The organism is Pseudomonas sp. LAIL14HWK12:I1 (assembly GCF_003202095.1).
GTDB classification, from domain to species: Bacteria; Pseudomonadota; Gammaproteobacteria; order Pseudomonadales; family Pseudomonadaceae; genus Aquipseudomonas; species Aquipseudomonas monteilii.
Genome location: NZ_QJKG01000008.1, coordinates 95,088 through 109,085 on the forward strand (window position 1 = coordinate 95,088; position 13,998 = coordinate 109,085).

Annotated in this window: 11 protein-coding genes; 4 read left to right on the forward strand and 7 right to left on the reverse strand. The window is 63.1% G+C overall.

Annotation, left to right across the window (positions count from 1 at the left end; genetic code table 11):
* Positions 1-91: 91 nt before the first annotated feature.
* The 4 genes from D906_RS19695 (at position 92) to D906_RS19705 (ending at position 6,969) form a co-directional block, all read left to right on the forward strand.
* Complete coding sequence (locus D906_RS19695; RefSeq protein WP_027615922.1) at positions 92-2,527, forward strand: TonB-dependent siderophore receptor; 2,436 nt, start codon at positions 92-94, stop codon at positions 2,525-2,527.
* Between the two features lie 55 nt (positions 2,528-2,582).
* A complete protein-coding gene (locus tag D906_RS19700; protein WP_027615923.1) occupies positions 2,583-3,695 on the forward strand; it encodes a PepSY domain-containing protein in 1,113 nt (370 codons plus the stop codon).
* On the forward strand, positions 3,692-3,868 hold the full coding sequence (locus D906_RS26650; protein WP_143503503.1) for a DUF4175 domain-containing protein: 177 nt from the start codon (positions 3,692-3,694) through the stop codon (positions 3,866-3,868). The genes D906_RS19700 and D906_RS26650 overlap by 4 nt, the downstream gene beginning before the upstream one ends.
* A 71-nt stretch (positions 3,869-3,939) precedes the next feature.
* Entirely contained in the window at positions 3,940-6,969 is a 3,030-nt protein-coding gene (locus tag D906_RS19705) for a dermonecrotic toxin domain-containing protein (protein ID WP_027615924.1), read from the forward strand.
* Here the strand turns inward: D906_RS19705 and D906_RS19710 are convergent.
* The 7 genes from D906_RS19710 to waaF are packed head-to-tail and all read right to left on the reverse strand — an operon-like array spanning position 6,930 to position 13,890.
* On the reverse strand, positions 6,930-8,372 hold the full coding sequence (locus D906_RS19710) for a lipopolysaccharide kinase InaA family protein (RefSeq protein WP_019096917.1): 1,443 nt from the start codon (positions 8,370-8,372) through the stop codon (positions 6,930-6,932). The two genes, D906_RS19705 and D906_RS19710, sit on opposite strands and share 40 nt — an antisense overlap.
* On the reverse strand, positions 8,372-9,124 hold the full coding sequence (locus D906_RS19715) for a lipopolysaccharide kinase InaA family protein (RefSeq protein ID WP_025754051.1): 753 nt from the start codon (positions 9,122-9,124) through the stop codon (positions 8,372-8,374). Before D906_RS19715 ends, D906_RS19710 begins: the two co-directional genes overlap by 1 nt.
* A complete protein-coding gene (locus D906_RS19720; RefSeq protein ID WP_016714545.1) occupies positions 9,121-9,855 on the reverse strand; it encodes a lipopolysaccharide kinase InaA family protein in 735 nt (244 codons plus the stop codon). The genes D906_RS19715 and D906_RS19720 overlap by 4 nt, the downstream gene beginning before the upstream one ends.
* Positions 9,855-10,661, reverse strand: a complete 807-nt coding sequence (gene rfaP, locus D906_RS19725; RefSeq protein WP_016714544.1) for a lipopolysaccharide core heptose(I) kinase RfaP — start codon at positions 10,659-10,661, stop codon at positions 9,855-9,857. Before rfaP ends, D906_RS19720 begins: the two co-directional genes overlap by 1 nt.
* A complete protein-coding gene (locus tag D906_RS19730) occupies positions 10,658-11,782 on the reverse strand; it encodes a glycosyltransferase family 4 protein (protein ID WP_016714543.1) in 1,125 nt (374 codons plus the stop codon). The genes rfaP and D906_RS19730 overlap by 4 nt, the downstream gene beginning before the upstream one ends.
* Positions 11,782-12,840 (reverse strand): lipopolysaccharide heptosyltransferase I, encoded by a 1,059-nt coding sequence (waaC, locus tag D906_RS19735; RefSeq protein ID WP_016714542.1) that lies wholly within the window; start codon positions 12,838-12,840, stop codon positions 11,782-11,784. Before waaC ends, D906_RS19730 begins: the two co-directional genes overlap by 1 nt.
* Positions 12,841-13,890 carry a lipopolysaccharide heptosyltransferase II gene (gene waaF / locus D906_RS19740; protein ID WP_016714541.1) on the reverse strand — a complete coding sequence of 350 codons (1,050 nt, stop codon included), beginning with the start codon at positions 13,888-13,890 and terminating at the stop codon, positions 12,841-12,843.
* Between the last annotated feature and the right edge of the window lie 108 nt (positions 13,891-13,998).

Sequence of the window (13,998 nt, forward strand, 5' to 3'; positions counted from 1 at the left end):
ACTGCTCGATAATTTTCAGATCAGCCCTGTCACTTTTCAAATCTCGCTCGGCAAGGAAGCAGTTAGCACTTATCCGTCCAGGAGCCACTGCATGTCCCGTGCTGTTGATCGTATCTTGCGCCCTAGCCTGATGGCCCTTGCCATCGCCGTAGCCGCGCCATTGGCCAGCCCTGTCCTGTGCGCCGCCGAGCAATCCGCTGCGCGCGCCTATGACCTGCCCAGCGCCCCGCTGGCCACCACCCTGAACCAGATCGCCAGCCAGGTCGGTATCGCCCTGGCCATCGACCCGGCGTTGGTCAACGGCCGCTCCTCGGCCCCGGTGACCGGCCAGTACGACGGCCTAGGTGCCCTGCAAGCCGCCTTGCGCGGGACTGGCCTGCAACTGCAACAAAGCAGCGTGGGCAGCTACAGCCTGGTGGCTACGCCGGAAGGGACACTGGCGTTACCAGAAACAGCGATCAACGCTACAGCCAATTATGAAAGCGCCTGGGGGGCGGTTGAGGGTTACACCGCAACCCGCACGGCAGCAGGCACCAAGACAGACACTGCCATCGCCGAACTACCCCGCTCGATAACCGTGATCACCCGGCAGCAGATGGAAGATCGGCCAGTACTCAGCCTGAATGATGCCCTGCGCTATACGGCAGGCGTGCAGAGCAGCGGCTACGGCTCCGACTCACGCAGCGACTGGTTGCTGGTACGTGGTTTTGTGCCCACCCAGTTCCTCGATGGCCTGCCATTACCCAAGGGGAACTATGCCACCCCCAAAATCGAACCCTGGAACCTGGAGCGCATCGCCGTGCTGCGCGGCCCGGCTTCATCAGTGTACGGCCAGACCCCGCCAGGCGGGTTGCTGGACATGACCAGCCGTCGGCCGCAACTGGAAAGCAGCCATGAAATCGAAGCCCAGGTTGGCAGCAACAATCACAAGCAGATCAATTTTGACAGCACCGGCAAGCTCGACGATGCAGGCCAGTTCCTGTACCGGGTGAGCGGTACCGTGCGTGACAGCGGCTCGCCGATCGACCATATACCGGACAAGCGCTATAACATCGCGCCCAGCCTGACCTGGAACATCAACGACGACACCAAGCTGACCTTCATCTCCCAGTACACCCGCGATGATACGGGTATTACTGGCCAGTTCTTGCCTCTGCAAGGCACCAAGCTGGACAGCCCGGCGGGCAAGATTTCTCACCACAAGAACCTGGGTGATCCGGATTGGGAGTCCTACGACCGCACCTACTACCACCTCGGCTATGCGTTCGAAACCCGCCTGAATGACACCTGGCAGTTCCGCCAGAACCTGCGCTATGCGCGCAACGAACTGGACTTCAAGGGCATTACCGCCGGTGGCTCAATCGGGCCAGCCGGACCGGACGAGGCCGTCAGCGCCGATGGCACCGTGCAACGTACTGCCGGTATCGTCGAAGAAGATATCTCCCAGTTCGCAGTGGATAACAACTTCCAGGCCGACTTCCAGACTGGCCAACTCTCCCATACCCTGCTGCTGGGCCTCGACCATCAGCGCTCGGACAGCAACGCTCGCTGGCGTTGGGGCTCGGCCGGCGTGCCATCAAGCAATATCCATAACCCGATATACGGCCAGGATTTCTCGAACGTTCAGTACTTCGACATGTACGACTACGATCAGAAAACCCAGCAGACCGGCCTGTACGCCCAAGACCAGATGGCCTTGGACAACTGGCGCCTGACCCTGGGTGGTCGTGAGGACTGGGTGCATACCGGCACCACCTTCCACAATCAGGGCGACGCCACCAATACCCAGCGCGACAAGAAGTTCAGTGGTAACGCAGCGCTCAGTTATGTGTTCGATAACGGGCTGACGCCATACATCTCCTATGCCGAGTCGTTCCAGGCCGCTACCGGGTCAACCGTCAATAGCACCGATGCATTCAAGCCGACCGAAGGCAAGCAGTACGAGCTGGGTATCAAATACCAACCGCCAGGCAGCAAAAGCCTGTTCACCGCAGCTGTATTCGACCTGACGCAGCAGAACATGTCGGTGACCGAGGGTGGCGTCACCCGCCAGGTTGGCGAAGTGCGCGTGAAAGGCCTTGAGCTTGAGGCTACTTCGGATGTGAGCGAAAACCTCAAGCTGGTGGGCTCCTACACCTACAACGACAGCGAAATCACCAAAGGCACCCGTGAAGAGAAAGGCAAGCGCATGGCGCAGGTTCCGCGTAACCAGGCCACTGCCTGGGCCGACTACACCTGGCACAGCGGGGCGCTGGACGGCTTTGGCGTAGGCGTTGGCGTGCGCTATGTGGGCGACACCTACGGCAACACCACGAACACCGACTGGGGCCATGTGGGCTCGTACACTGTGTACGACGCCTCCGTACATTACGACCTGGGCCGCCTGAACAGCACACTCAAAGGTGTCACCGTGGCCGTAGATGCGAAAAACCTGTTCAACAAGGACTACCTGTCGACGTGCGACGGGTACTACTGCTACTACGGCGACGAACGCAACGTGGTCGCCAGCGTCAACTACAAGTTCTGAGTGAATGGGGGCCGCTTTGCGGCCCCCGTTCCAACAGACAACAAACGGTACCGTGATGAAAAGCCCAACCATCCGCCGCTGGTCCGTGATCCACACCTGGAGCAGCCTGGTCTGTACCCTGTTCCTGCTGTTGCTGGCGCTCACCGGCCTGCCGCTGATTTTCCACCACGAACTCGAACACCTGCTCGGCGACGCCCCCGAACTGCGTGACATGCCAGCAGGTACCCCGCACCTCGACCTGCAACAGCTTGTACTGAAAGCGGAGCAGCACCGCCCCGGCGAGGTCATGCAGTACTTCGGCTACGACAAAGACGAACCCGATGGCGTGGTCGCCATCACCGCCGCCACTGCGGGAACCGACCCCAACTTGTCGCACACCTTCATGCTCGACGCCCGCACCGGCGAAGCGGTGGCCATGCCGGCCGCCAATGGCGGGTTCATGATGGTGATGCTGCGCCTGCATGTGGACATGTTCGCCGGCCTGCCCGGCAAGCTGCTGCTGGCCTTCATGGGCGTACTGTTCATCCTCGCAATCGTCTCCGGCACCGTGCTCTATGCGCCGTTCATGCGCCGCCTGGACTTCGGCACGGTACGCCACGAAAAATCCCGTCGCCTGCGCTGGCTCGACCTGCATAACCTGATCGGCGTGGTAACCCTGGCCTGGGCACTCACGGTAGGCGTGACCGGCGTAATCAGCGCCCTGTCCGACCTGGTTATCGCCGCCTGGCGCAACGACAGCCTGGCTGCCATGGTCGCGCCTTACCGCGACGCCCCGCCGCTCACCGAGCGCGCGCCCGCCACACGCCTGCTGGAGATTGCCGAACAGGCTGCCCCCGGCATGCGCCCGGACTTCATCGCCTTCCCCGGTACGCGCTTTTCCAGCGAGCACCACTATGCCGTGTTCATGAACGGTGCCACGCACCTAAGCTCGCACCTGTTCACACCCGTGTTGATCGATGCCCGTACCCTGGAAGTTACAGCGGTCGGCGAGCGCCCCTGGTACATGGACGCCATGGGCCTGTCGCAACCCTTGCATTTTGGCGATTACGGCGGGCGCCCGATGCAACTCCTCTGGGCGGTGCTCGATGTGCTGACCATCATCGTGCTCGGCAGCGGCCTGTACCTGTGGTGGGGCAAGCAACGCAAACTCAAGGAGGCACGCGCATGAGCCACAGGTCGCAACGCGCCTCGCGCATTTTTGCCTGGCCGGCGCTGATCGCCGTGCTGGGAGCCCTGGGGCTGTTCGCCGCCTTGCTGGGTGATGGTTGGTGGGATGGGCTGTCCTGGCTCGGGCTCGGCCTACCAGCATGGTTCTCGATACACGGCCTGTGGCGCCGCTGAGGTAGCCGGCTAACACCTCCGTCCTGGCGCCCGGGCGCAGCATGGTCCGCCTTCGCAGCAGGAGCCGGACCATGACCACCCAGCCGCATTTTCACACGCTGGATAACCAGCTTGATGCACTGCTACCCCCCATTCATGGCGTCGAGCACAGCCTTGATCTGACGCTTGCCCAACTGTTCCCGGGCCTCTCCATCAGTGCGCGCACGCTGTTTTTCGGTACGCATCACCTATTGCAACTGGTGGGATTCCATCTGTTCGACGGTGGCACTTTTCGTCTGCCTGCGGGTAGCCGCATCAGGCATGTCGACTACCCGGCACTTAGCCTACCTCCCGATTTCAGCAGCCGTATCGGCAGCTTCTGCCAAACCATTCGTCAGCAACTGCACGCGCGCCAGGCAGCGTACTGGCTGGAGCGCAACAGCAAAGGGCTGACGCGTGCTGTCAGCCTGGCAGTGTTGTTCCGCGACCAGCTGGATGCGGAAATTCGCTTGCGCACTACCGATCAGACCCTGTCTGCAGCGCATGCCCAACTGCTCAGGACATGCCTGGAACTGCCACAACCTTGGCAGCGGCGGCACTTGCCCGTCACCGCACGCCCTCAGGTTTACCGCCTGTTGCTAACCAGCACTGACCCCAACTGGCGCAGCCATGTGCCGGGTTTTCTGGTGATTACCGAGCAGGGGGCTGAAGGACGTACGCTTGAGCACCCTGAACCGGTTGGCCGAGCACTATTGTGCAGTATCGCTCACGGCATCGAAGCCTTCGACAACCTGAACGATCTCCACAAGGAGGTATGCGAGCGCCTGGAAGATCCGCAGCAGAGCGAGCACCTGCTCAAGCTCATGATTACCCCTGCTGACCAGCAAAGCGCGCGTTGCGCGGCGCGTTTACGTTATGACTGGTATACCGAGGACGTGGCCGGCTACCTGGCCTCTACCTTGCGTGACGCCCAATCAAGGCACTTGAGCCATGCCTGGCAACTTGCATGGAAGCAAGGCAAGCAGCGTGATATCGAGCAGCTGGACAACGCGCTTGCCCCAGCACTCGACATACGCAGAGCCGTCGGTAGCCGTGGCCCACTGGCCAACCGCTACGGCCTGCTGCTGGAGAAGCACATGCCCAATTGGCTGCGCACCGCATCGCAGCAAGGTGTCGCTCACATCATGCAGGCCATGCAAGAACAGGTGATGGCCATCGAAGCGGCCAGTGCGCCTGGCATTCTGACTTTGGAACAGTTCAGCCAGCAGCATTCGCTGCTGCAGTGGGTAAACGTGCGCCTGCGCGAGTACCTGCAACGTGACCCGGGCCTGGACTGCGATCCGCGTGATATCACCATCAGCGTCACCCTTGCCCGCCAGGTAGGGCCGATCGTGAACCCTCTCCCGCTGGGCAGCACAGTGGGCTACATTCCGGTGGTCAGCCGACAACAGGTGGGCGGTACCGTCGAACTGGTGAATCACACCTACCGCCTCGACGAACTGGCGCTGCTGAACATCAGCTGGTTCGATGTGGACTACTGGCTGACTGCCCGGGTCTATCTTCACGGTGATCAACCCTTGCCCGCGCTCACGCCATTGCGGGTAAAACAGATCGTACGGCGCCTGAATGCCGGCAGCGGTTACAAGGCTTACCTGCACACGCAATTGCTCGACTCGCCAGAGGGCCGATGGCGCCAGGCGGCATACACACAGGTCTACCGCGCCCGCCTGAATGCCGAAGCGGTAAAAGCGCGCTATGTAGGCCATTTTCTCGCCGACACTTTCGCGCAGGGGTATGGCTGGGCCAGTACGCTCATCCGCAACCCCGACAGCCATGCACGCCCACATTACAACGAGCAACAGGTGATCGTTCAGCAACTGCTCGTACACGGCGATACATTGATGGGGGTTTTGCTGCTCGTCTCGCCAGAGAACTCGAATCGAATCGTCGTTCATTGCCCTGACGTCCCGGACAGGCGCTATTGGCGTGAGTACCGCGACATCAAAGCGTTGATCCGGGCTATTCGCGGTGACCTGAGGTTGCAGGACTACCTGGTCCAGCGCCTGCCGCAGGCCAGCAGCAAAAAGCTCAAGGCGCGGTTGCTCAAGGGGCGGGTAGGTGGTGCATCCATTACACGGCAAACCATCACTGGCGATCTGTATCAGGCACTCTACCGGGCCGAGGTCAGAAATCTGATCGCGCACACCGACTCCGTCACCCGCAGCAATCAGGAGCTGCTAGGGGAGTTCTCGGTCAATGTGCTGCGGCTGGTGCTGGACATTGTCACCTTCGTACTGCCGCAACGGACTTTGGTCGCCTTGGCATTTGGCCGTATGGCGATTTCCATATGGGATGGCTTCGAAGCGTTCGACCACGACGACCATGCGGGCGCCTTGCACCATGCCGTGGCTGCTCTCGGCCATGCCACCGCCGGGCTGAACGATATGGCAGGTTCCAGCTTGATGCGCCGTGCTTTGCGGGGGCTGCCCAAACCGCCGCCGATACCGCTACCTAAACACTACGAAACCGCGCCGGACCTTGCCAGGTTGCGCTACCGGATCGACTCGGTACATGGTGAGGCCGTCTATGAACAACTGTCGGCCAGCCCCGGGCTGACCCAGTACTTCGTGCGGGATAACCTGGGCCGCTACTTCAATGTCAGTTTTGACGGCACCCGTTGGCGAGCCACCGATCCCGACCAGCCTTATGCGTACCTGAAACTGCCGATCAAGCGCAGTCAGGATGGCAACTGGGTAGTGGACTCTCCCGTACGCTGGCATGACGGTTTGCCAGACATCACGCAACTGCTCGAACAGTGCCGGCTAGCAACACCGCTCAAGGGCACCGTAGCGATTGAAGACGAACACCTGTTCAACCACGACAGCACACAGTACCTGCAACTGCATAACCATCAGTTGCCAGTACGCCGCCACCTGCTGCCTGGCCACTATCACCTGGTGTTGCCCGCTGGCTTGTCTGGTGTCGTGCCTGCCTGGGCGGTGCTGCGCCACCAGGAGGGTGAATGGCGCATCCGGGTTCGCCAGACCGGCCGCGGCAGCGACTGGCTGGCGTTACCCTCGGGCTATTCGGCCAGCTTGGGCAGCAGCCGGTCCAGCCGCTGATGCAAAGCGCTGCCACTCGGCCAGTTGCGTAACAGCCGCGCCCGGTCCCGGGCGTAGGCCGGGGCGAAGCTGAGCTGGGTGGCGTGCTGGCACATGGCATCCAGGTCGATCAATGACCACTGGCCGTTGTCCCAGAACAGGTTATGGCCCTTGAAGTCGCCATGGCTGATGCGTTCGCGAATCAGCTGCTGCATCACGTGCACCAGGGCATCCACCTGTTCCTCGGGGGCCTCGCCGCTCTCCACATAGGGCGCGAAGCAGGCCGTCAGGTCCGGGCCATCGACATACTCGGTGACCAGGTAGGCGCGGCTGCGCAGGCCCATCACCCGCTGTTCCAGCACCGCCAGCGGCTTGGGTGTGGCGATGTCGAGAAATTCCAGGCGGTGGCCTTCGATCCACGAATGCCAGGCACGGCTCGGGCGCCAGAAGCGCTTGAACCAGTGCGCCGTGTTCTTGATGTTGTAGCGCTTGAGCACCAGCTGGCGGCCATTGACCTCGATCCGCGCCACGCTGGCAGCACCTCCGGTCTTGTACAGGTGGCCCTGGTCGATCAACGCATCAGCCTGCGCCAGCACAGGTTGCATGGCATCGACCTCGCTGCGGCGAATCGCCTGCAAGCCCGACAGGGTGCGCTCGACGCTGAACAGGCTGCACTCGCGGCCGGCCTTTTCCAGGTAATCCTTCTGGCGCCAGTTGCGCACCTTGTCCACCTGCTTCTGCAAGGCCTCCATCGGCAGTGCATGTTCGGCATTGGCCAGCAGGTAATGCACCAGCAGTTCTTCGATGAACGGCTCCAGGCGCTTGGGTAGCTGGGCGAAGAACACGCCGAGGTTTTCCAGCACGCGTGGGCGCGACAGCTGCTGGCCAGGCGTTTCGGCCTTGATGCCAGCGCCATCGATCAGGTACAGCTTACCGCCGTGGCGCAGCAAGTTGTCCAGGTGCAGGTCTTCCTGCCACAGGCCCTTAGCGTGCATCTGCGCGACAGCCGTTAGCGCTTCGCCCAGCACCAGGTGTTGCTCGTCAGATAGCACCGGCAGGTTTTCCACCGCAGCCCAGGCATCGGCGAGGCTTTCGGCGCCGTCGAGGAATTCGAACAGCAGCCAGCCACCCTCGCCTTCCTTGAGGCCGTCAGCCAGCAGCTTCGGCGTGGTCAGCCCCTGTTCGGCCAGCAGCTTCACGCCTTGTAGCTCACGCTGGAAATGCCGGGCGGCGCTACCGCCTACCAGCAACTTGGCCAGCACCGGGGTACCGCGCCAGACGCCAGCGCCCACATATCGCTGGCCCGGCAGCACGCGCAACAGGCTGAGCAGTTGTAGGTCGGCGCTGCCGGCTGCGTCGGCCAGGGTGATACTCAGGGGTAACGACGGGCTTCGCCCGGCGTCCTTCAGTTCAGACAAACGCATCAGCGGGCCTCTTTTTCACGACGGCGTTGCGTCAGGCGTTGCAGCCAGGTGTCGACCAGTGTGCTGTCAGCCGGCTGCGCCAGGTAGGTCGCCAGCAGCGTGCGCACATCGGCCTCGCTCCAGGCCCGGGCGCGGCGCAGCAGCGGCTCCAGGTCCTTGAGGCGGTCGCGCATGCCGAACAGCAAAGGCCGGGTCTTTTCCAGGTCGATCAGTTGCGCGTCCCAGCCATCGCGGCGTTGGCGCAGGAAGATGTGCTTGGGGTAGAAGCAGCCATGCACCTGGCCGGCGCTGTGCAGGGTGCGCGCCAGCTGGCCACACGCCTGCAGGATGCCGGTGCGTTCGCCATCGCCTAGCTGCGGCCATTGGGCCAGCAGGCTGTCGAGGTCGGCCCATTCGTCCAGGGCACGGGTCATCAGGATGGCCCGGTGTTTGCCGCCTTGCTTGCGCTCACCATAGAACACCGCCTGCAAGGCCGGAATGTGCAGCTTCTGGTAGCGGCTGATGTTGCGAAATTCTCGCGCGAAGGTCGGCTCGCCGAACGGTCGGTGCAGGGTGCGGGTCAGGTAGTCGCTCTGGCGCTTGAGGTAGTAGCCCTTGCCTTCGAGTTCCAGGCGGAACACGCTGCTCCAGCCGCCACGGCCCGTGTTGGGTTCGTCCACGGCATCCAGTTGCAGCGCCCACAGCGCCTCGAAGTCGTCCAGGCCATGGCGTTTGAGCAGCGCGAGGTCCGCGCTGGCCAGGTAATCGGTCATTCCCTTCCCTCGAAAAAGCCCAGCACCTGGCGAATGCGCTTCTTGTCACGCACATTCAGCCGGTCACGGCCACGGTATTGCAGGTAGAAGCGCAGGCGCTGGGTGGCCGACAGGTGGTATTTGGCCACTTTGTCCAGGCAGGCCAGGTCCTTGATCATCCGGTGCCGCCACATGAAGCCGCGCCAGAAGTCGCCGGTAGGGCAGTCGATGAAGAATAGCGTGCCTTGGTCATCGACCAGCAGGTTGCGCCACTTCAGGTCGTTATGGGCAAAGCGGTGCTCGTGCATCACCCGGGTATGGCGCGCCAGCTGGCGGCTGAGGTGATCGACCCAGGCCCGGTCGGCCAAGCGTGCATCGTTGCGTTCAGCCAGCGCCGACAGGTCTTCGGTGCGCGGCAGCTCGCGGGTGATCATCGCCCCACGGCCAAAAGCCAGGCCATTGCGCTCAAGCCCCCACGCCACCACTTCGGCAGTGGGAATACCCCACTTGGCGAACTGCTTGAGGTTCTGCCATTCGGCCTTGATGCGTGGTCGGCCCAAGTAGCGGCGCATGTGCTTGCCGGCCCCAGTGTAGCGTTTGACGTAGTAGTTGACCCCGTCACGCTCAATGCGCACCACCTCGCTGAGCGGGTCGCGGGTCAGGCGCTCGCCCTGGAGGGCAAATACCGCATCGAGGCTGCCGAAGTCCGCCGCCAGGTGTTCATAGCCTGGCGCCAGTGTCCAACCCGCCATCAGAGTGCATCCCCATAGCGTTGCTTGCGGTCATAGAGTTTCTGCGCCTTGCGGTCCAGCCAGGCGAGCAAACGGGCTTCGTCCTTCAGGATTTGCCGCAGTGGGCGCTGGAAGTAACCCCGCAAAAAGCGCAGTTTGTCGCGCTGGGTCAGGCCGATGTCCAGCGCCGAGAAGTACAGCGCGGCCAGGTCCTTGTCGCGCCAGCGGCGGCTGATTTTCGCTCGGGTCTGGGCACGGTGCAGGTCGATAACCGACAGTTTGAAGTCATCCGCCGTCACCGGGCGGTCGGTGTGCAGCAGGAAGTGGCAGATGTAGCAGTCGCGGTGGTTGACCCCGGCGCGGTGCATGCCACCGGTCATCTTCGCCACTTCGGCGATCAGCGCGCGCTTCAGGCGTGGCGCGGGCGGCTGCTTGACCCAGTCGATGCTGAAATCTTCCAGGCTGATAGTCGGCGCCAGTTCCTCGGTGATGATGAACGAGTGCTGCGTAGCCGGGTTGCTGCCGCGCTCGCCATAGGCGACGGCGGTCATGGTCGGCACGCCCACCTCGTGCAGGCGCTGGATGGCCTGCCATTCCTGGCCGGCACCGAGCACCGGCAGCTTGGCGGTGAACAGGTTCTTGAAGATCTCGCCCCAGCCGATGCCGCGGTGGATCTTGACGAAAAACCCTTCGCCCTCCACCTCGGTACGCAGCGTGCGGCGCCCTTCCAGTTCGCGATAGACCTCGCCTTGCAGCGCCTCGACGGCGTCGAAGGCATCTCGCCCGGCCCACAGGCGTTTGAAGGGCTCGGCCACTATCAGCTTCATGCGGTTTTCTGCCCCAGGATCACGTCGGCAGCATGCTGCGGCATGCTGTACAGATCAGCGGTTTCAGCGAACGCCAGGCCGTTGCGCGACCAACTGGCGCGGGCCTGCGAGTCTTCGAGCATGCGTTGCAGGTAGCCATTGAGCTGGTCCTGTTCGAACGGCTCGTCCAGCACCAGGCCGCAGTCGGCCTCGGCAATGTAGTGGGCGTAACCGCACACCTTGGACACCAGCACCGGCAGGCCGGCCACCAGCGCTTCGAGCAGCACCGTACCGGTGTTCTCATTGTAGGCCGGGTGAATCAGCAAATCGGCACCCAGCAGGAAGCGCGGGATGTCGCTGCGGCCCTTGAGGAACTGCACCTGGTCGCCCAGGCCCAGGGTGGCGCTTTGCAGCTGGAACACCTTGGGGTCGTCCTGGCCGATCACCATCAGTCTGGTGCGTTTGCGCAGGGCCGAAGGCAGTGCGGCCAGCGCCTTGAGGCTGCGGTCCACACCCTTGGTCTTGAAGCCCGAGCCAATCTGCACCAGCAGCAGGTCGTCATCGCCCAGGTTGAATTCCTTGCGGAACTCGGCGCGAATTTCAGCGGCATTGGCCGGCGCACGGCGGTCTTGGGAAATGCCTGGCGGCAGCAGATGGAAGCGTTCCACCGGGGTGCCGTAGTGCTTGATGAACAGCGGCTGCTGCACTTCGGAAATCATCAGCACATCGGTGTGCGCGTCCTTGGCGAATACCGCACGCTCGTACTCGGCAAAGTGCCGGTAACGGCCCCAGCGGCGGTACAGGCCGCCACGCAGGGTCTGCGCCTTGTCTTCGAAGCAACCGTCGGCGGCGTAGTACACGTCCAACCCCGGCATCTTGTTGAAGCCGATCAGGCGGTCGACCGGGCGCTTGGCCAGGTCGGCGGCCATCCAGGCGCTGAGCTTCTCGTTACGGCGGTGGTTGAAAATCGCCTTCACCGGCGCCACCAGCACTTCAAAGCCCGGGGGAATGTCACCTTCCCAGATCAGCGTGTATACACGGATCTGGTGGCCCCGCTTCTGGCATTCCAGGGCAATGCGCATGAAGTCGCGCTGCAGCCCGCCGAAGGGGAAATATTTGTAAAGCACGAAAGCCAGTTGCATCAACGGACATCCTCAGCCAGCAGCAACGCGCTCAAGCGGCCCGCCACATGCTCGGGATTCAGGCGAGTGAAGCACAGCGGCCACTCGCGTTTCAGATCGAATCGGCGCAGGTCATCGGCGCTCGGTTTGTAGGTGCACTTCTTCTGCAGGCAGGGAGCGCAAGGCCAGTCACTGGCCTGGTGAATCTGGGTCCGTCCGTAGGCACCAGTCAGGCCCGGGTTGGTCGGGCCGAACAGCGAAATGGTGGGTACATCGAGTGCTGCGGCCAGGTGGCCAAGGCCAGTATCGACCGCCACGCAGGCTTTAGCCGCTGCCAGCACGCGGGCAACGCCGGCAAGGTTCAATTTGGGGAGTACCTGGCAGTTGTTCAAGCCCTGGGCGATGCGCTCGGCGCGCGCCTTCTCGGCCGGGTTACCCCAAGGCAGACGTACTTCCAGCTTGCGCCGGCCCATGCGCTCGGCCAGTTCGCGCCAATAAGCTTCAGGCCAATGCTTGGTTGCCCAGGTGGTGCCATGCAGGAACACTACATAGGGCGCAGCCGGCGGCAGCTGCAGGCGGTCCAGGTCCAGGCCGTAGTTGCCGATGCCTTCCGGCAAGTCGTAGGCCAAGGCCATGGCGAACAACTGGCGTACCCGCTCCACCGCATGCTGGCCGGTGGCAACCGACAGACGCCGGTCATAGAAGCGGCTGGCCCAGCCTTCGCGGGCCGAGTAGCGGTCCAGGCCGGCGACGGGGGCCTTCACGTAGCGGGTCAGCCAGGCCGACTTCACCAGGCCCTGGGCGTCGATCACCAGGTCGTATTGGCGTTCGCGCACACGCTGCTTGAACGCCTTCCACTCGCCACTCTTGAGGGTTTGCCAGAGGTTCTTGCGCCAGCGGCGGATGGCCACCGGGATAACCTGGTCGACCGCCGGGTGCCAGCTGGGGATTTCGGCAAAGCCTTCTTCCACCACCCAGTCGAAACGGATGCCCGGGATGGCATGGGCGGCATCGGTAAGCGCCGGCAAGGTGTGGATCACATCACCCAGCGACGAGGTCTTGATGATCAGTACCCGCACTTAGTCGACCTCGGCCACGGTATCGATCAGGTCCGGCCCGCTCAGGCTGTGCAGGGCGGCAATGACTTTGCCCGGCTCCAGCAGACGCAGGCAGTTGTAGTGACCGAAGCGGCAGGTACGGTCGAAACACGGGCTGCACTCGATGCCGGTGCGCACCACTTCCACCTGGTCGGCCAGCGGCGGGGTGAATCCGGGCGACGTCGAGCCGTATACGGCCACCAGTGGGCGGTTCAGCGCGGCGGCCACGTGCATCAGGCCGGAGTCGTTGGACACCACGGCATGGGCGCAAGACATCAGGTCGATGGCCTCGGCCAGCGAGGTTTCGCCGGCCAGGTTGGAAGACTCTTCACGGAAACCCGGGATCAACCGGTCACGGATCTGCTCACCGACCGGGTGGTCTTTCTTCGAGCCGAACAGCCACACCTGCCAGCCCTGACGGATCATCGCGTCGGCCACGGCAGCGTAATGCTCGGACGGCCAGCGCTTGGCCTCACCAAACTCGGCACCAGGGCACAGCGCCAGTACCGGGCGGTCCAGCTCCAGGCCGAACTTGGCCAGTGCGGCGTCGCGGCTTTGCGCTTCGATCTGCAGGCTGGGGCGCGGGTACGGCTGCGGCAGCTCGGCACCAGGCGCGTAGGCCAAAGCCATGAAGCGCTCGATCATCAGCGGGTAGCGGGCCTTGTCCAGCTTGCGCACATCGTTCAGCAGGCCAAAGCGCATTTCGCCCCGCCAGCCGGTGCGTTTGGGGATACCGGCGAAGAACGGAACCAGTGCCGACTTCAGCGAGTTGGGCAGCAGGATGGCCTGGTCGTACTGGCCGGCCAGGGACTTGCCGATGCGCCGGCGCGTGGCCAGCTCCAGCGCGCCGTGACCGAGCGGGAAGCTCAAGGCCTGGCGCACCTCGGGCATGCGCTCCAGGATCGGCCGGCTCCACTCGGGGGCCAACACGTCGATCACGCAGTCGGGGTGCTGCTGTTTCAGGCACTGGAACAGGGTCTGCGCCATCACCATGTCGCCGACCCAGCTGGGGCCAATGATCAGTATTCTCATGCTTAGTCCAGAAACGCTCGGGGAGGCTACAGACTGCGGTACAGCCTGGCCTCCCCTCTTTATATTCAGGCTATGTGGCGGACAGTGTACCACTCAGGCAAGTCCATG

Coding starts and splice junctions, on each gene's coding strand:
- rfaP (WP_016714544.1), bottom strand. CDS start 10,661: ATGAAGCTGATAGTGGCCGAGCCCTTCAAACGCCTGTGGGCCGGGCGA.
- D906_RS19700 (WP_027615923.1), top strand. CDS start 2,583: ATGAAAAGCCCAACCATCCGCCGCTGGTCCGTGATCCACACCTGGAGC.
- D906_RS26650 (WP_143503503.1), top strand. CDS start 3,692: ATGAGCCACAGGTCGCAACGCGCCTCGCGCATTTTTGCCTGGCCGGCG.
- D906_RS19730 (WP_016714543.1), bottom strand. CDS start 11,782: ATGCAACTGGCTTTCGTGCTTTACAAATATTTCCCCTTCGGCGGGCTG.
- D906_RS19705 (WP_027615924.1), top strand. CDS start 3,940: ATGACCACCCAGCCGCATTTTCACACGCTGGATAACCAGCTTGATGCA.
- D906_RS19710 (WP_019096917.1), bottom strand. CDS start 8,372: ATGCGTTTGTCTGAACTGAAGGACGCCGGGCGAAGCCCGTCGTTACCC.
- waaF (WP_016714541.1), bottom strand. CDS start 13,890: ATGAGAATACTGATCATTGGCCCCAGCTGGGTCGGCGACATGGTGATG.
- D906_RS19720 (WP_016714545.1), bottom strand. CDS start 9,855: ATGGCGGGTTGGACACTGGCGCCAGGCTATGAACACCTGGCGGCGGAC.
- D906_RS19695 (WP_027615922.1), top strand. CDS start 92: ATGTCCCGTGCTGTTGATCGTATCTTGCGCCCTAGCCTGATGGCCCTT.
- D906_RS19715 (WP_025754051.1), bottom strand. CDS start 9,124: ATGACCGATTACCTGGCCAGCGCGGACCTCGCGCTGCTCAAACGCCAT.